Raw genomic sequence first — 17,080 nt, 5'->3', positions numbered from 1 at the left:
TGAATTTTCGTGGGCTATGCCGAAAATTAAGCCACGAACAAAAAGACACTAGATATCAAACAACTAAACTAAAAACCTACATTAAAACATTCCCATTCCGAAACACATTTTCCATATTTTGGAAAAAATAGAGGCATTTGGAGATGGAAATGGAGTTTGGTTGAGGGATTTTGGAGTTGGAAGAAATTAGAGGTTATTAGTCCTCTATTTTTAAAGCTTCTAGTTCAATTACTTGGAATTTTCGCTTATCTTAGACGCTTGTATTTGATTCAATTAAAAGTAGATGTTTAATGATTGACTACTATAGAATAAAAGAATTAAATTATGGATATTAGACAATAGTAGCTTGATATCTAAATGTTAGCAACAAATTATGAAAAAATAATCTTTGGTGTTTAAAAAAAAGCAACAATATTTATAATGCATGGCACCCTAATGCACGTTATCTGTAATTCGGCAATTAAAAATAATAATAAACTTTTATTGACAAAGCCAACTATTTGAAGTTAAGAAGAATAAAAAGTTAATTAAACTCAGAGCTTAACTAATTGCTTTTCAGACTTTATTCAGTATAAATCCAAATTAAACAAAACCTATGGAGGATTCAAATATATATATTCGAAAAGAAGACTTTCATGAAAGTAGAAAATTCATAAAAATCAATCGAGACATTGACGTTTGCTTAGTATTAATTGAAAAGTTACTTTCTTTCAATAGGGTCATCTGGAAGGACGTTACCAATGCACTTAAAATCCCTTCACATATTATTGATTATAGAGTTGAACAATTTGGATATTTTGAAAATACTTTACAGAGTATTTTTTATAATTGCTATTCTTTAAAAAATTTTTATGATGTCAGTACATACATGAACTATAAAGGAATAAACAATACTTTAGGACACACATTCAACAACCAACGTAGGTATATTACCTTTAATGCAATAGTAAAGATGTCAAGTATATTCGAATTCACAAGAAAAGAATATGAGAGAACTATTAAAGGTAAAAACTATTTCGAAAAAATGGCACTAAAGCATTCTGATTTAGCAAGATCTGTCGAATTACTCAATCATTTTAGAAATACTATTCATTCCAATGGAATTTGGGACAAAGAAGGAAAGAAGAAACCACTTGAATACAATTTAAGGGAAGGGAAACAAATAATAAAAAGTGGTGAACCGTTTAAATATGATCATTGGCAGCTATATCGAATAATTAAAGATTCAATAGAATTGCATAAAGTACTCGCTTTAAATAATGAAGCAATGAGGTTAAGAAAGTCAAGATTAAGTGTTAATGGTCAACAATTATCTATTCTAAAAACCGACTTAAACTTCTAGTGTAGGGAAAGTTAGTTTAAAGAAATTAATCATAATTCTATCAAGAGTAAAAAACCTAACCAATAAATGAAAGGAGTCAAACAATAACACCCAATGGATAGAAGAAACTGGACCAAAGAAGAGACCATTATTGCTTTCAATGTGTATTGTAAGTTACCGTTCAAAAGCAGCAGCAAAACAAATCCTTTAATTAAAAAATTCGCAGAACTTATCGGAAGGTCGCCTTCTGCTCTAAACATGAAGGTTGGCAATTTTGGTCGGCTTGATCCTGAATTAAAAAAGAAAGGTATAGTCGGCTTAAAAAATGGAAGTAAATTAGATGAAGTCGTTTGGGATGAATTCAATGGCAATTGGGAAAAATTGGCCTTTGAAAGTGAACTGCTAATCGCTAAGTATTCCAATAAGAGCATTGAAGAGGTCGCTCAAATTAAAATAGATGAATATAAAATTGGAATTGATAGAGAAGCACTTGTAAAGCAACGTGTCAATCAAAATTTTTTCAGGGCAACAATTCTATCTTCTTATTATTCAAAATGCTGTATAACAGGTTTAAGTATTACAGATTTTCTAATTGCTAGTCACATCATACCGTGGTCGAAAGACATTGAGAATAGACTGAATCCAAGAAATGGACTTTGTTTAAATTCAATTCATGACAAAGCATTTGATAAAGGATTTATCACCATTACACCTGATTATAAAGTTAAAATTTCAAAGGCTTTTGAAGAATACAATGAAGAAACGGCTGTAAAGGATTTTTTTTTAAAATTTGAGAATAAGGAAATAAATCTACCAGACAAATTTCTTCCTTCAAAAGAGTTTTTAGATTATCATTACAGTACTATCTTTAAAAAATGAATCATTTTAGAACAATCAATACGGATTATCTGAGACCTTCAAGAACGTTGGAAACTATCGAGGTTTCAAATAATTCAAATAGCACAGTGGTATACTTATATAACCACGAAGGAAACTCCTTTAGACTATTTCATAGCCACATTAACTTTATCAATTTCTTTAAAAACCAGGCTGAAAGTGCGTTCCATTTTAATTCAGAAAATGAACTTGATGCCTATTTAGAAAAGATGAAAGTTGATTGATATTTATTACGAAATACTAACTCGTTAGCTCCGACTTGTGATCCGAGAAATAGAAAAACCTTTAATTACTATAAACCGCACAATTATAAACGAAATTGTCAATTAAAGTTAAATGTCCAGACTTACTGAAAAATTTGTTCAAATGAGAGCTCTTAGTTTTCTCAAAGATTATTACAAAGAAAAGTATGAATTAGAAAAGGTCTTTTGTAAAGATGAGGTCTGTACAACCTCCATGAAAAGAGCAGATGGTTTAATCTGTTTTAATTCTAAAAAACAAAAAGAACATACTGTTTCAATAGAAGCAAAATCTCATAAAACATTAAGAAATTTAATTACTTCATGGAACGACTATAAATTTGCGTTACATTCAATCCTACCTTCATTAGTAATTGGATTCCTATCTCTATATTTTTTCCAAAATATGGCTTGGTATTTTACGGCTTTACTTTCTATTGCATTAGTATTATTCATGACTTTTCTTATTTCAATTACCTTAATGGTTTTAGAATCTGATAAATATAAATTAATAGATGTGGTTACCCAAATTCATCAATATCCAGCTAATGAAAAATGGATTGCTGTATCAAAAGATAGTTTAAATCTTACGCAAAAATTAAAGCATTCAAATTTTCAAACAAAGGATAATTTTGAAAACTTTGTGAGTGTTTGTCAATCACAAAGAATTGGATTATTGATTATTTCAAGAAGAAAAACAGAAATTGAAAATGAACCAGGCTTTTCAAAAGGAGACTTTTTGGATAGTTATATTTTAAAAAATAAAATAAAGAGAAAAATAAATAACGAATAAAACTATTATAAATTTCAACTTTAAGACTTAACATTATAAGCTATTAAATATTTCCAATATCAGTAAAACCATACTACTCAATAACCAACCTACTAACCACCCCCTCATGAAGCTCACCCAATGGGAACAATTGTACCAAGATTCGCAGCAGCTCAAAAAGCCAGCTCGGATATCAGCGCTTATTTCACCAACCGATGTTGAAACAATCAAAGCATTGTTATTGGAGGTTATCCAAGCATACATTGCGAAAGGGGAACTCCATTTGGGTTTGAAAACATACATCAACAGTGAGTTAAGAAACGACTACAACGATCGCCTTTTGTCGCATCCACCAAAAAAGAAGGATACCCTAGAATCATGGTCGAGTCAAGTTTTCGGAGAAGAGAAATTTGGGCTAATTTTCAACTATCTAGAAGAATTTAGCAATGATTTCGCCCAAAAAGCGGCAGAAGTGGTTCGTCCTTTTATAGCATCGGCAGGATTGCCGTTAGAAGGTATTTCATTTTTGTTTTTCATGGGAAATTATGGATTTACTCCTTTTGGGATTCACAAAGATGCCGTAGGAGAAGATGGGGTATTGTTTCATCTTGGGCCCGCCAATAAATTGTTTTACACTTGGGACGATCCAGAGCACAATGCGATCCTGCACCACAGCAAGGTATTCCACAATGTGAAAGAAAAGCTTCCTGAAGCCCAATGCTATGAATTAAAAGCTGGTGATGCCCAATTTATTCCTCATGCGGTGTATCACATTGCAGACACGCCCGAATTTTCAGTGAGCTTTGTGATGGATTATGTCAGCCCTCCGATGGATCAATTTGAAAACCGCCTACTCAAAGAAGCTGGAGAAGATAATAGCATTGGTCAACATAAATACGTGGCACCGATTAATGCCGAAAATCCACGAAATCAGTGGAAACAACTATTGAATCAACAATCACTTCAGCAAAAAATAGAGATTGCTTTTGAAAGAAAAATATTGGCCTTAAAAAGTAATGGCGGGATTTTAAGAAAATCGAATTTAAGAAGAGGTTTCCAATTGCCGAACGGCCAATTTGCTATAAAGGGAAAAGCCATTTTCCCACTATTTGTAGAAAATATAAGTGAGGAGAAAGCTCTCATTTTCGCAAGAGGACATCGCTTGGAAAAACCGCACCACTCCAACTTATCGGAGTTGATAGAAAAAATAAATTGCGGTATAACCGTAAAATTTGAAACAATTAAAGCATATTTGGAACCTGCTTGGGATTTAATTGAAATCTATGGCTTTATTGGCGAATTAATAAATTTAGAGGCGATTGCAATAGCGGAATAAAACGAAATCAAAACACACCTTATGAAACCACTAAACTCCCTCCTCCTATTGATCCTTCTGTTTGCATTTATGAATGGGAAGAGTCAAGAAGCAGAAATTAGTATTAATGGAAAACCTTTAGACACTACCTACTTTAAAAACGGTAATATTGAAAAAATAAACTATCAATTTAGACAGGAAAAGTCATTCTACGAAAGTGGTCAACTTAAGATGATAATAACTGATCAAGGAAGCAGGAGTTATTCCGAGAAAGGACAACTCATCTATCAATCCATATCGCAAAATCCGCATGTCAATTCAATTACTGAATGGTATGAAAACGGAAATTTGAAGGCACAAGGAACAAGAGTATGGAAATACAACAAAAATACAAATGAAGGAAATTGGGTAAACAGTGACGATTGGATGTATTGGAATAAAAAAGGAAAAGAAAAACAACCTACAACAAAGAACTGAGGTAAAAAACAAACAATTTCCTCTTTAATTTGAGACATAGTTATACTAGGCTCAAAGATTTGAAAATAACCATAAGTTTTTAAAACTTGGGAAGGTCTATTGTATATATTTTCTAGATTACTATAACCAAAATGGAACACGAAATAATCAACAAGGCTAGCAATTTATTTAGTGTAATAGATGAATCTATAACTATTGTAAATAATGTATCTTAATCCACAAGATTAAAAATTGAAACATCTACTAACCCTATTGACTTTCTTTTCAGCCGCTGTTGGTTTTAGCCAGAAAAGTGAACCAATTGGCACATTTTGGGCCGACTCAACCCATTACGTTAAAGTATCCGATAATAATACTATAGAGTTTTTCTCGGAATATGGGTGTTGTCTTTTAACCGAAGTCTATGGAATTGGAAACTATGAAATTAAAGACAGTATGCTTAGAGTGACTCCAAACACCCCAAGCACTTCTATGAGTTCCAATCATCAAATTCTGAATGAACTTAATCAACCTGACAAAATTCAGATCACAGTCATGGATATATAGCAAATTATTGCGCACAACACCTAAACTAAACATTGACAAAAGAATTTGGACAACCCGACAAATAATATTTAAAAAGTTTCTTAAGAAGAAATAGTTCGATAATTAGCCTATAATATTCAGGAATGGAAAACGGATGAGAGAAACGCTGTTAAATAAAAGATAATGTAGAACGATTATATAGAAACACCTGGATGGAAAAACGAACTGACTATGAAAAGGTTTACGAAATGCGGACTTAATTTCTGAAATATAGTTTGACAGAATTGACGTTCATTAAATCTACCTCTTCATATTTCACAAAAAATACTTAGTAAAAAGCCTCTTCATTTATTTACTTAATATTGAGTGTATTATCGCACTACCAAGTCCGGTATTCTGAAGATAGTATTTTTTAGGAAATAGTATTTTGAATTCAATATTATCGATTATCTTTCACTCCTCTTAAAAAACATAGAGTTAACTATAATATAAAAACATGAAAGGGTTATTACTTGGAATCATCATTGGTCTTTTATCATGCAACCTAACTGCACAAATTACCTCAGGATCAGTCTTATTTAGTGGCAATGCCAATTATAATAAAACAAAAAACGATCAGAATTTACCATCCAACCCCATTGTAGAGTTGGAATCCGAATCCTTTTCTGTTCTTCCAAGTTTTGGATTTTTTGTAAATAATTCTATACTAATAGGTGTCGGTTTGAAAGCTGAATTTGAAGCAAATAGTTATCTAATTCAAAGGACAGAATCCTCATTTTACCCTTTTCTACCTTCAACATATATTATTCAAACATCATATAAAGAAAAAACTAGAATGTTTTACTTTAATCCGTTTTTTAAAAGGTATAATGGTATAACTGAAAGACTTTATTTTACTACTGCTTTCAACTTATTAGTAGGTAGCGGAGAGACTAGAGGAGGAACTGCTCAATCATATACTTCTAAAAATAAAGAACTTAGTCTTAACTTCACTCCAGGATTAACCTATTTCTTTTCTCCAAAATGGGCTATCAATGGATCGATAGGGCAAATTTATTACCGAGTTAGAAAAGAGTCAATTCCTAACACAACTAATACTATAAATAACAACAAAGAAACTGAAGATGAAGAATTTGGTGTAGACGCAAGCTGGAATAGTTTCAGAATAGGCTTACAATATTTGATAAATAAGAACTTTCAAAAGTAAATCAACGACTATTCTTTTTCCACTAACTCCTACTACTCTCCTTTCAGTCGGTTCCATAGGCCGTTCATGGCTTCTTTTGCTTTTCTCATTTGATTGGGTTTGCGATGAACAACTAACTGACCTTCATTATCTCTAGTAAGATAATATGTGAATACAAAATCATTCTCTTCGGAGACTGAATTAGTCGTTTCAGCAATCGAGTTCCAGCCTGAGAATTCTCCAAATCGGAGATCATTCATTACTAAAGTGTCCGAAAACTGTTCCAGTGTGTAATATCCTTTGGTCAAAAATTGCAAACGCTGAAAATCGTTTTCCTTCTCCACCTCTCTTTGCAAAAGATGTTGTTTAGCAATTCTTTTAAAAATCACCTTAGGTTGTTTGTCGAATAAGGAATAATATCCCATTAAAAAATCATCTTCTAGTTCCACATTCGTTGCCCATAGCAGCGTATTAAATGGAGTCGGTCTTGTTTGGAAACTCTCAAATTGAATTTGCTGTTGTTTTAAACTATCTACCACCACTTCATTAACGTGAGTTTTTATCAGCAAGGTAATTCCCAAATAGGCTGTGCTGTATAAAATTCCAAATCGATTCCATCTCCGACGGATCGGGGACTCTCGTTGATAGAACAGCACTGCTATTGTACTGATTAGGAACGGGAGGGTATATAAGGGGTCGATGACAAAAATGCTATGGAAGGCCACTCGATAGTCCATAGGCCAAAAGATTTGCGTTCCCCATGTGGTAAAACTATCCAATAAAGGGTGAGTGAATAATGCCCAAAAGAACAGCAAAGTCCAATCACGCCAATTAGCCTCATTAGATTTCTGATACCATTTGTTAACTATAAAACCTAACACAGGAGCTAACAATAAACTAAACAAAATGGAATGACTGAATCCTCTATGTATATCGAGTTCAGTTACGGTGTCGAATAGTTTTCCTACGAAAACATCTAAGTCGGGAATAGTGCCTCCTATGGCTCCCCATAGGAGGGCTTTATTCCCTATTTTCTTTCCTAAAGTCGCTTCACCAACAGCGGCTCCAAGAACAATTTGAGTGAGTGAATCCATTTAGAATGGAAGATCATCCTCTTCCGATGCTTCATCTGCTGGGTTCATATTGGCTGGGGGTGGTGGCATACTGCCTGCTGCAGCCGCCGCAGGAGCTCCAATTACATCAATTTTCCAAGCATCTACATTGTGAAACCATCTACCGTTATATTCTCTTGAAGACAAGTTAAACTCCACTTTCACATCCTGCCCCGCTTTTAATCCATTCAACATGGCGATTTTATCATCACCAAACAAACTAAAACAAACCTCCGGATTAAATTGAGCTCCAGTATCTACTACAAATCCTTGCTTTTTCCAGTCCTTTCCGGCCTTACTTGTTCCACTTTCTACTGGTAATATGGCTGTTAATTTTCCTTCTATTGATAATCCCATAATATTTTTATCCTTCTATAATTTCTATTTTCTGAATTTTATCTCCCATCTTAATGGCATCGATTACATCTAAACCTTCTACCACTTTACCAAAACAAGTATGATTGCGGTCTAAGTGAGAAGTATTTTTTCTACTGTGGCAGATAAAAAATTGACTTCCACCAGTGTTTCTACCAGCATGCGCCATTGACAACACTCCTCTATCATGAAATTGATTGTCTCCATTCAGCTCGCAATCGATAGAATACCCAGGACCACCTGCTCCTGTTCCATCAGGACATCCTCCTTGTATTACAAAATCAGGAATCACTCTATGAAAAGTCAATCCATTGTAAAACCCATCATTCGAAAGCTTTACGAAGTTCTCTACAGTTTTTGGAGCATCTTTCTCGTAAAACTCGATCATCATCTCACCTTTATCGGTGGTCATTTTTGCTTTTTTCATCTTTTCAAAATTTAAGAACGCAAATTTATGTTTTTGAATCTCTTTTTCATAATCTATCTTCCTATTCTTCACCCGATGAAAAATTTGGTTTTAACTTTTTTTAATACTAAATTAACTCCTTAAACTAAAAATTAATTGCGATGAAAAAATTATTACTAATTGCGAGTTTTCTTGTCCCTTTTGGGATGATTGCTCAGACTTCAGGAGGTCCAGATAACTTCGGTTACACTTGGAAATCGTCAGCTGCAAGTGGAGGCCCTACATATGCTTGGTACGACATTTCAACGATTGGCACTCAAGTGAACGGCTTAGGAGATGACAATGTAATAGGGCCTTTTCCACTTTCAAGTTTTACTTATTATACCGCTCAACCTACTAGTTTCTATGTGGGTTCAAATGGATACATCTCCTTCAGTTCTGTCAACATTGCCTCAGTAGCGGGTGCATTTCCAATCATACCAACTGTAGGAGGTCCAAATAATTTTATTGCCGCCCTATTATGCGATTTGTCGTTTGCCAGTTCAGGCAACCCTGGAAGAGCTTATTACTATGATAATGGAGATAGCGTTTGTGTCTCGTTTATTAATGTCCCTTTTTGGATTAACAATTCAGCCCAATATGGTGGTAGTAATACCTTTCAAATTATTTTAAACAAATTAGATACCTCAATTACAGTAAATTATCAATCACAAACTGGGTCACCTGATCCGACCTATACTGCTAACGGATTATCCATAGGAATTGAAAATTCATCGGGAACAGATGGCCTACAACAATACCGAGGTATGGTATTTCCTACGGCCAACACTTCGGTAAAATATTATTATCCAAACATTGTGGCTCCCCTTACGGATGCTTCTGCTAATTGGGTGGGCAATACCTCCTCTGCCGGTGAATTCGTTTTACAGGGACAAGTTTTAGATTTAAAAACCAATGTTAAAAACACTGGAAATCAAACCATCCCCACCCTTACAGCCAATGGAACGGTAACTCCTCCTGTAGGTGGTACACCTCTTAATACGAGTAAATCGATTGCAAATTTAGCAGCAGGAAAAGATTCTACGATTACGTATAACACCCCCTACACATTTACCCAATTGGGCGCGCATTCTTATCGTACCAACATTACGGGGGTTACTGGAGATAACACACCTTCTAATAACTCCTTGACTCAAAAAATAATTGCTTTAAACCCAGTCAGTGATACCATTAAAATGGATTATACAGATGGGGTCTCCACCGGTAGTATTGGATGGTCCGGAGGGAATGGTGGTACAGCTGTATACATGAGTCCGCCTATCTATCCAGCAAGAATATTAAGTACGGAATATTACATTACTGCCTTAGGCACTCCAGCAGTAGGATTTCATGCCATGATTTTTGATGATGACGGCCCAAATGGAACACATGGGACATTACTCGATAGTGTGTATGTTGCGCCAGGATCATTGACTATTAATTCTTATGCGAGCATCAAACCTAACGACACTAATATCACGATCACAAGCGGTGGTGTTTACATTCATTGGTTAATGGATGGAGATGGAATCAACATTGGGACAAGCACTTCACTCCCCATATCTAAACGCGCAATTGAAGTTATATCGGGTAGCTGGGCAGATTATAGAGATCAATCTACTCAAGACTTCATGATGGGAATGACCATTGCAACACCTTCTGAAGATGGGGAAGTTACCTCAATTGGTAGATTAAATGGTAAGGCTGTGTTTACACAACGTGTACGCCCATATCCATTGACCGCAAAAATTAGTAATATCGGTTTCAGAAATGCCACTAATGTGACTGTTCAGAATAAACAATTTACCAATTCAGGTATACAGGTAGGAACTGGCTCAAAAGTATTGGCAACTTTAAATGCTGGAAGAGATACGACTTTCACCTTTAGCAATACATTTACTCCTTCTATTGCAGGAACTTATAGCTACCACGTATACCTCAACAAACTTCTAAAGGATAATGAATTAGACAATGACACCATGATTCAAGAAATTATCGTTGTTGATACTAACCTCAGCACCATAAATGCCTCATACGCTAATGCCACTTCAGAAGGATCGGTAGCCAATGCTTCAAGTATGATGGCTTATGCGGTATATTTCAAACCTCCTTACGCTTCTAGTAGAATAAAGAAAACATCTTTTTACCACACTGCTTTAGGTGGCGCTTTTGGATTTGATGTTCTGCTATATAAAGCTGATGGACCAAATGGAATGCCAGGAACAGTATTGGATAGTGTTTTAGTAGGTTCGGGTAATATTACTACTAACACCTACATCGACGTTACTCCTTCTAGTAATAACGTGCTGGTGGATAGTAATGGATTTTATGTAGTTTGGAGACCTTTCGGTAACGGAATTACACTGGGAGTAGATCAAGAACTTCCTTTCTCCAAAAACACCTATCAGTTGGATGCAAATGGATATGCGCCCTATGTAAACAATAATTCTGAAGACTTAATGATCAAGGTTCAATTCGAAAATGGAACAGTTCCTGTCGGAGTGGAAGAACAAACTTTAGAAAAACTATCTGTTTACCCCAATCCATTTAACAATTTTACTACCATAGCACTTTCCAATTCAATTGATGGAAATGTTGTCAATATAGAAATCAGAGATATAAAAGGGCAAATCGTTTCACCAAAGGTGATTAAGTATCAAGACAAGATATTAGTTTTCAAAGGGCACTTGCCTCAAGGTCAATATATTTACCAATTGAATAGCAATGGAAAAATAATTGCCAAAGGAAAGCTGACGATGAATTAGTTATTAATTTTGTTTAATTAGTGAGTAGGTGTCTTTGCCAGTTGCGAAGACACCTTTTTTTTGTATTTAAATCGACTAAACGAATCGATTTTCTTAATTTTTCACTCGAATCTTAAACACGGACGAATATGAAAATGCTTTCATTTAGCAACGGAGATCAAATACCCACAATTGGCTTAGGAACATGGAAAAGTAGGCCAGGAGAAGTAAAAGAGGCCATTATTTCTGCGGTTAAAATTGGATACAGACACATCGATTGTGCTGCCATATATGGTAATGAAAAAGAAATAGGAGAAGCTTTTAATGATTTGTTTAATAGCGGAATGGTGAAGCGGGAGGAACTGTTCATTACTTCTAAACTTTGGAATGACAAACATATCCCACAAGATGTAAAACCAGCGCTAATTCAAACATTAAATGATTTACAATTAGATTATTTAGACCTATACCTTATGCATTGGCCAGTAGCCATGAAAAAAGGAGCAGACCCAGCAGAATTCTTATCCCTAGAAGAAGTCCCGCTGTTAGATACTTGGAATGCCATGATCGAGTTAAAAAAAGAAGGCTTGGTCAAGCATTTGGGAGTCTCCAACTTCTCCATAAAAAAATTAAAACACCTCAATGAAAATTCAGCTCAGAAGGTTGAAATGAATCAAGTGGAGCTACATCCCTTTTTCCCACAAGAAGATTTAAATGCATTTTGTAAAGCCAATCATATCCTCATGACAGCATATTCACCTTTAGGCTCTGCAGATCGATCTGAAGGATTTAAAAAAGCAGATGAGCCCAATATTTTGTCTAACAATACCCTCCAATCAATTGCAAGCAAACACCATTGTACCACTGCACAAATAATTTTAGCGTGGAATCAGTACAGAAATATTTGTGCAATTCCTAAATCAACTAATGCTAAAAGACAACAAGAAAACCTCCAAGCTGATGCTGTAAAATTGGATGAAATAGATATCAAACAAATTGCAGCATTAGACAGTAATTACAGAATTATCGATGGGTCTTTTTGGACGCAGAACCCATTCTATACTAAAGAAAATTTGTGGGACCTATAAGTTAATAAAAGATGAAGTCTATTACTTTAGAAATTGAAATCAAAGCAGATATGGACCGAGTTTGGGAGTATTGGACCCAACCTAATCACATTATTCATTGGAATTTTGCTTCCGAAGACTGGTGTTGTCCTAGCGCAGAAAATCAGATGGTTCCTAATGGTAAGTTTTCATGGAGAATGGAAGCTAAAGATGGTAGTGTAGGGTTTGATTTTGAAGGAATATACGACCAGGTCGTTACTAATAAACTCATTACCTACCGAATGTTAGATGACAGAGCAGTAACAATTAAATTTCTGCAACTAGATGATTGTATTCTACTCCAGGAAACTTTTGAAACAGAAGACATTCATTCTGCTGAACATCAGCGCGCAGGATGGCAATCCATTTTAGAAAACTTTAAAAAATATGTTGAAAGTGAAAAATAAAAAACGACTCCACTATTCTCCAATGTTTCAAACTACCTTTGTAAACTTTTAACCACAAAATATTTAGATGTCATTCTCATCCCTAGGTCTTTCTCCTCAACTTCTAAAAGCGATAAATGCTTTAGATTATAAATCCCCAACACCCATACAAAAACAAGCAATTCCTGAAATCCTAAAAGGTAGAGATTTGCTAGGGATTGCTAAAACGGGTTCAGGAAAAACAGCTAGCTATGTATTACCCATTTTGTCGAATTTAAAAGGGAATACCACTGAAAAAAATAGAAACATAAACGCATTGGTATTAGTGCCAACTAGAGAGTTAGCCGTCCAGGTGAATGAGATTTTTCAGCAATTAAGCACCCACCTCTCCTACCCATTCAAATCTATGGCTGCTTATGGTGGAGTTTCTATTAATCCACAAATGAAAGGACTTTACGGCGTAAATGTTTTAGTTGCCACTCCTGGTCGACTTTTAGAACTAATAGACTCTAAAGCGCTAATTACTAATAAAATTAGTGTTTTAGTTCTAGACGAAGCGGATAAAATGCTAAACCTTGGTTTTAAGGCCGAGATGGATCGTATATTCGCATTATTACCGTCTCAAAAACAAACACTTTTATTTTCAGCCACTTTAAGTCCGGAAGTTCAAAAAATAGAACAATTATTATTACAACAACCTATCGTAATTAAGATAGAAGATGCAGTTGAACAATTGGACTTGATTCAGCAAACAGGTTACTTCGTTTCATTGGAAAAAAAAGGACCTCTCTTGCGTTATTTGATCGAGTCGAAAAAGCTCCATCAAGTTTTAGTTTTTACATCTTCCACCCATGAAGCCGATAAAGTTTCTGACAAACTATTCAAGAATGGAATTTCATCTAGAGCCATCCATAGTAAGAAAACCCAAGGAAATCGAAATGAGACATTAAACTTGTTTAAATCTGGCAAATTAAGAGTGATGGTCGCTACCGACCTGCTTTCTAGGGGTATTGATATCGAATTTTTACCATGTGTAATCAATTACGAATTACCTAGGTCTCCTAAAGATTTTATTCATAGAATCGGCCGAACAGGTCGGGCAGAAAATCCTGGAGAAGCAATCACATTTGTCACTCCAGAGGATAGCCATCATTTTAAAGTCATTCAAAAGAAAATGAAAAAATGGGTTACTATGGTTGATTCTGAAAATTTAGATTTTTAATCTCTTTTCACTTTCAGATTATGTGTACTTTCGCGCACCATTAAAAAAAAGCAGTAATGAAACGCATCAACGAATACAAGAAACTATTTTCTGTAGAAAATGAAATTGATTTAAAACAAATTAAAACTACTTATAGGAATCTTGTAAAAGAGTGGCATCCAGATAAATTTCAAGCAGATGATTCTAAAGCTGAAGAAGCTGATAGAATGAGTAAACAAATTATTGATGGATATCACTTTTTGGTTAGCATAGCCCCTGAAACTAAAGCTGCAAATTTAGAGGAGTATACAAAAATGTTGGATACGGAAGGTGTGGTAGATTACAAACATAAAGGCCTGTTGATGGATGTGACTTTCACTGATGGTTCTACTTATGAATACTTTGGTGTGAATGCCAAGTTGTTTCAAAAGTTTGTGAACTCTGATAAACAGATGCGTTTTGGGAAAAGAAACATCTTTAACACCTTCCTTTATAGAAAATCAAAAAAAGGATCAGATCAAGAATAAGAAACTTTAAGAACTTTCTCGAAGCTCCATGCCATTTAGTTTGCATGGAGCTTTTTTATGATCTATTTTTTCTATCTTCGACCTAAATTAAGTCCACATGTATAAAGTACTAAATCTTTTTGCCTTCCTTTTTTTAACGCTATATGCTCATAGTCAAACAGCCGCTTCAACTTATGACTCTACACTAGCTAAAAAATTGGGCGCTGACGATTATGGCATGAAAATGTATGTTTTAGTTATTTTAAAAACTGGAGATAGTACCATTGAAGATCAATCAACTAGAAGTAAACTATTTGAAGGCCACTTAAAAAATATTGGTCGACTCGTTGAAGAAGAAAAAATGATTATTGCCGGCCCATTCGCTAAAAACCCTAATGATTTTCGAGGCTTGTTTTTATTTAATCTTAGTGATGAGAAAGAAGTGCTAACCTTATTAGAAACAGATCCTGCTATAACGGCAAAACTATTGAAGCCAGAACTCTACCCTTGGTATGGCTCGGCTGCTATCCCTATGTACCTTGATTTCCATGAAAAAATTGAGAAAAAGTCGCCTTGAACTAATCTTTCTTTATACATTGAATTTAGATGATTAATCTTATCTACACCCCACATTTCTATAATTTTGGTAATTCTACCTTTTTTTAGTGATTAATTGACGTATTGTTATATTAATTATTTCTAAAACCTTTCACTTTTCAGCCTATTCTATTTTAACTCTTATAATCGTTAAACACGATTTCTGATAGAACAAATCATTGGCTAAATAATCCATTTTCTCCAGTCCTATTTAACGTAACGATTACTTTAAAAATAGCTATTATTGTACTCCATATACCTATTTTTTAACATCAGTAATAGTTTACAGCAATGACAGATAAGTCTCCATTCATTTCCACCATCGAAAGTTCATACTCCTTTGAAGGAGAATTCATCACCTTAGGTGCTGCAATGGTAGATTTTGAAGCACAAACCAACACCTTAGTTAAAGTGCCTTTAAATACAATGAATCGGCATGGTTTAATATCTGGTGCTACTGGAACTGGAAAAACAAAGACGTTACAAATTATTGCTGAGGAACTCTCTAAACAGGGGGTTCCATCATTAATTATGGATATCAAAGGAGACCTCAGTGGTATAGCTGCTGCGTCTGAAGGCCACCCTAAAATAAACGAACGGCATGATAAAATTGGATTTCCTTTCGAAGCCAATAAGAGTCCTGTAGAGTTTTTATCATTGAGTGATGAAAAAGGTGTTCAACTAAAGGCTACGGTTTCAGAGTTTGGCCCGGTTCTTTTTTCAAAAATATTAGGACTAAATGATACCCAAACAGGAGCTGTTTCAGTAGCGTTTAAATATTGTGATGACCATGGCTTACCATTACTAGATTTAGATGATTTTAAAAAAGTATTGAATTACATTTCCAAAGAAGGAAAAGCTGAAATCGAAAACGAATACGGCACCATAAGTGGTTCTTCAGTAGGTGCCATTCTAAGAAAAACATTAGAGATCGAACAGCAAGGAGCGGATCGTTTTTTTGGAGAACCTTCTTTTGAAGTAGAGGACTTAATTCGAACAGATCTAAATGGGAAGGGCATTGTATCTATACTCCGATTAACAGACATACAAAACAAACCAAAACTGTTTTCTACCTTCATGCTGTGTCTGATAGCTGAGCTTTATGAAAAGTTGCCAGAGATTGGAGATATGGACAAACCTAAATTATGTGTGTTTATTGATGAAGCACACCTAATTTTTGATGAAGCCTCAAAGGAACTCTTAGATCAATTGGAAACCACAATTAAATTGATACGTTCAAAAGGAGTGGGCTTATTCTTCATTACACAAAATCCCACAGATGTCCCGGAAACAATTCTTTCTCAATTAGGACTTAAAGTCCAACATGCATTAAGGGCATTTACTGCCAAAGACCGAAGAGCCATTAAAATGGCAGCTGAAAATTATCCTATCACTGAATTTTATGATACTAAAGATTTATTAACCAACCTTGGAACAGGAGAATGTTTGATTACTGCTTTAGGTAAAAAAGGTAGACCAACGGAACTGGTTCATACCCTTTTGCGTGCACCTCAGTCGCGAATGGATATTCTAACAGCCGATGAGATCGACCAAATTGTAAGTCGTTCAAGGATTGCTGCACATTACAACAAAAATATAAATCGAGAGTCGGCTTATGAAATTTTGACAGCAAAACTCGAAAAAGCTGCTCAACGCAATGAAAGTTCAACTCGTAAAGCTGCTCAACCCAAAAAGTCAGAAAAATCAACAATTGAAGCTGTTTTGGGGTCTACGACAGCTCGACAAATTGGACGAACAATAGCGCGAGAGTTAACAAGAGGCCTTTTAGGCGTTCTAGGAATAAAAAGACGCAGGTAATTTTATTCGAGTTAAAATAGAAATAACTTTTTTATGGTTTTTATCAATTATATTTAAA

Annotated in this window: 18 protein-coding genes; 15 read left to right on the top strand and 3 right to left on the bottom strand. The window is 34.8% G+C overall.

Annotated elements, in window-relative coordinates:
- Positions 1–595 precede the first annotated feature (595 nt).
- From GQN54_RS14615 to GQN54_RS14580, 8 genes are all read left to right on the top strand, one after another.
- Positions 596–1,342 carry a hypothetical protein gene (locus GQN54_RS14615; RefSeq protein WP_160634307.1) on the top strand — a complete coding sequence of 249 codons (747 nt, stop codon included), beginning with the start codon at positions 596–598 and terminating at the stop codon, positions 1,340–1,342.
- Positions 1,343–1,435: 93 nt separating this feature from the next.
- A complete protein-coding gene (locus GQN54_RS14610) occupies positions 1,436–2,200 on the top strand; it encodes an HNH endonuclease (protein WP_160634306.1) in 765 nt (254 codons plus the stop codon).
- Positions 2,197–2,442, top strand: coding sequence for a hypothetical protein (locus GQN54_RS14605; protein ID WP_160634305.1), 246 nt, complete (start codon positions 2,197–2,199; stop codon positions 2,440–2,442). Before GQN54_RS14610 ends, GQN54_RS14605 begins: the two co-directional genes overlap by 4 nt.
- Before the next feature lie 112 nt (positions 2,443–2,554).
- Positions 2,555–3,250, top strand: a complete 696-nt coding sequence (locus GQN54_RS14600) for a hypothetical protein (protein ID WP_160634304.1) — start codon at positions 2,555–2,557, stop codon at positions 3,248–3,250.
- Between the two features lie 106 nt (positions 3,251–3,356).
- Complete coding sequence (locus GQN54_RS14595; RefSeq protein WP_160634303.1) at positions 3,357–4,565, top strand: RNA methylase; 1,209 nt, start codon at positions 3,357–3,359, stop codon at positions 4,563–4,565.
- Positions 4,566–4,586: 21 nt separating this feature from the next.
- Positions 4,587–5,021, top strand: coding sequence for a hypothetical protein (locus tag GQN54_RS14590; RefSeq protein WP_160634302.1), 435 nt, complete (start codon positions 4,587–4,589; stop codon positions 5,019–5,021).
- A gap of 231 nt (positions 5,022–5,252) precedes the next feature.
- Positions 5,253–5,567, top strand: coding sequence for a hypothetical protein (locus tag GQN54_RS14585; RefSeq protein ID WP_160634301.1), 315 nt, complete (start codon positions 5,253–5,255; stop codon positions 5,565–5,567).
- Positions 5,568–6,042: 475 nt separating this feature from the next.
- Positions 6,043–6,753, top strand: a complete 711-nt coding sequence (locus GQN54_RS14580) for a hypothetical protein (RefSeq protein ID WP_160634300.1) — start codon at positions 6,043–6,045, stop codon at positions 6,751–6,753.
- Positions 6,754–6,785: 32 nt separating this feature from the next.
- Here the strand turns inward: GQN54_RS14580 and GQN54_RS14575 are convergent, their stop codons facing one another.
- The 3 genes from GQN54_RS14575 to GQN54_RS14565 are packed head-to-tail and all read right to left on the bottom strand — an operon-like array spanning position 6,786 to position 8,646.
- Positions 6,786–7,826, bottom strand: coding sequence for a metal-dependent hydrolase (locus tag GQN54_RS14575; protein WP_160634299.1), 1,041 nt, complete (start codon positions 7,824–7,826; stop codon positions 6,786–6,788).
- A complete protein-coding gene (locus GQN54_RS14570) occupies positions 7,827–8,201 on the bottom strand; it encodes a DUF3127 domain-containing protein (protein ID WP_160634298.1) in 375 nt (124 codons plus the stop codon).
- Between the two features lie 7 nt (positions 8,202–8,208).
- The gene (locus tag GQN54_RS14565) at positions 8,209–8,646 is read right to left on the bottom strand and encodes a peptidylprolyl isomerase (protein WP_160634297.1); all 438 of its coding nucleotides are present in this window, start codon (positions 8,644–8,646) and stop codon (positions 8,209–8,211) included.
- Between the two features lie 140 nt (positions 8,647–8,786).
- On the opposite strand from GQN54_RS14565, the gene GQN54_RS14560 reads away from it, so the two are divergent.
- The 7 genes from GQN54_RS14560 to GQN54_RS14530 all read left to right on the top strand — a co-directional run bounded on the left by GQN54_RS14560 (position 8,787) and on the right by GQN54_RS14530 (position 17,022).
- Complete coding sequence (locus GQN54_RS14560; RefSeq protein WP_160634296.1) at positions 8,787–11,429, top strand: T9SS type A sorting domain-containing protein; 2,643 nt, start codon at positions 8,787–8,789, stop codon at positions 11,427–11,429.
- A 128-nt stretch (positions 11,430–11,557) separates the two neighbouring features.
- Positions 11,558–12,496 carry an aldo/keto reductase gene (locus tag GQN54_RS14555; RefSeq protein WP_160634295.1) on the top strand — a complete coding sequence of 313 codons (939 nt, stop codon included), beginning with the start codon at positions 11,558–11,560 and terminating at the stop codon, positions 12,494–12,496.
- 11 nt (positions 12,497–12,507) lie between these two features.
- The gene (locus GQN54_RS14550; protein WP_160634294.1) at positions 12,508–12,921 is read left to right on the top strand and encodes an SRPBCC domain-containing protein; all 414 of its coding nucleotides are present in this window, start codon (positions 12,508–12,510) and stop codon (positions 12,919–12,921) included.
- Positions 12,922–12,988: 67 nt separating this feature from the next.
- Positions 12,989–14,122 (top strand): DEAD/DEAH box helicase, encoded by a 1,134-nt coding sequence (locus tag GQN54_RS14545; protein ID WP_160634293.1) that lies wholly within the window; start codon positions 12,989–12,991, stop codon positions 14,120–14,122.
- Positions 14,123–14,178: 56 nt separating this feature from the next.
- Positions 14,179–14,628: a KTSC domain-containing protein gene (locus GQN54_RS14540; protein WP_160634292.1), complete on the top strand. Its 450-nt coding sequence runs from the start codon at positions 14,179–14,181 to the stop codon at positions 14,626–14,628.
- A gap of 97 nt (positions 14,629–14,725) precedes the next feature.
- Complete coding sequence (locus GQN54_RS14535; RefSeq protein WP_160634291.1) at positions 14,726–15,184, top strand: YciI family protein; 459 nt, start codon at positions 14,726–14,728, stop codon at positions 15,182–15,184.
- A gap of 311 nt (positions 15,185–15,495) precedes the next feature.
- Positions 15,496–17,022, top strand: a complete 1,527-nt coding sequence (locus GQN54_RS14530; RefSeq protein WP_160634290.1) for a helicase HerA-like domain-containing protein — start codon at positions 15,496–15,498, stop codon at positions 17,020–17,022.
- The last annotated feature ends 58 nt before the right edge of the window (positions 17,023–17,080 follow it).

Origin of the sequence: Acidiluteibacter ferrifornacis (assembly GCF_009909615.1) — a bacterium.
In the GTDB taxonomy this organism is placed as follows: Bacteria; Bacteroidota; Bacteroidia; order Flavobacteriales_E; family Vicingaceae; genus Acidiluteibacter; species Acidiluteibacter ferrifornacis.
This window is presented reverse-complemented; position numbering and strand designations above follow the sequence as displayed.

Excerpts from the sequence above, each read along its gene's own strand:
- GQN54_RS14555 (WP_160634295.1), top strand. The coding sequence starts at position 11,558 with ATGAAAATGCTTTCATTTAGCAACGGAGATCAAATACCCACAATTGGC.
- GQN54_RS14590 (WP_160634302.1), top strand. The coding sequence starts at position 4,587 with ATGAAACCACTAAACTCCCTCCTCCTATTGATCCTTCTGTTTGCATTT.
- GQN54_RS14560 (WP_160634296.1), top strand. The coding sequence starts at position 8,787 with ATGAAAAAATTATTACTAATTGCGAGTTTTCTTGTCCCTTTTGGGATG.
- GQN54_RS14595 (WP_160634303.1), top strand. The coding sequence starts at position 3,357 with ATGAAGCTCACCCAATGGGAACAATTGTACCAAGATTCGCAGCAGCTC.
- GQN54_RS14545 (WP_160634293.1), top strand. The coding sequence starts at position 12,989 with ATGTCATTCTCATCCCTAGGTCTTTCTCCTCAACTTCTAAAAGCGATA.
- GQN54_RS14550 (WP_160634294.1), top strand. The coding sequence starts at position 12,508 with ATGAAGTCTATTACTTTAGAAATTGAAATCAAAGCAGATATGGACCGA.
- GQN54_RS14600 (WP_160634304.1), top strand. The coding sequence starts at position 2,555 with ATGTCCAGACTTACTGAAAAATTTGTTCAAATGAGAGCTCTTAGTTTT.
- GQN54_RS14565 (WP_160634297.1), bottom strand. The coding sequence starts at position 8,646 with ATGAAAAAAGCAAAAATGACCACCGATAAAGGTGAGATGATGATCGAG.
- GQN54_RS14580 (WP_160634300.1), top strand. The coding sequence starts at position 6,043 with ATGAAAGGGTTATTACTTGGAATCATCATTGGTCTTTTATCATGCAAC.
- GQN54_RS14540 (WP_160634292.1), top strand. The coding sequence starts at position 14,179 with ATGAAACGCATCAACGAATACAAGAAACTATTTTCTGTAGAAAATGAA.
- GQN54_RS14535 (WP_160634291.1), top strand. The coding sequence starts at position 14,726 with ATGTATAAAGTACTAAATCTTTTTGCCTTCCTTTTTTTAACGCTATAT.
- GQN54_RS14575 (WP_160634299.1), bottom strand. The coding sequence starts at position 7,826 with ATGGATTCACTCACTCAAATTGTTCTTGGAGCCGCTGTTGGTGAAGCG.
- GQN54_RS14615 (WP_160634307.1), top strand. The coding sequence starts at position 596 with ATGGAGGATTCAAATATATATATTCGAAAAGAAGACTTTCATGAAAGT.
- GQN54_RS14570 (WP_160634298.1), bottom strand. The coding sequence starts at position 8,201 with ATGGGATTATCAATAGAAGGAAAATTAACAGCCATATTACCAGTAGAA.
- GQN54_RS14605 (WP_160634305.1), top strand. The coding sequence starts at position 2,197 with ATGAATCATTTTAGAACAATCAATACGGATTATCTGAGACCTTCAAGA.
- GQN54_RS14610 (WP_160634306.1), top strand. The coding sequence starts at position 1,436 with ATGGATAGAAGAAACTGGACCAAAGAAGAGACCATTATTGCTTTCAAT.
- GQN54_RS14530 (WP_160634290.1), top strand. The coding sequence starts at position 15,496 with ATGACAGATAAGTCTCCATTCATTTCCACCATCGAAAGTTCATACTCC.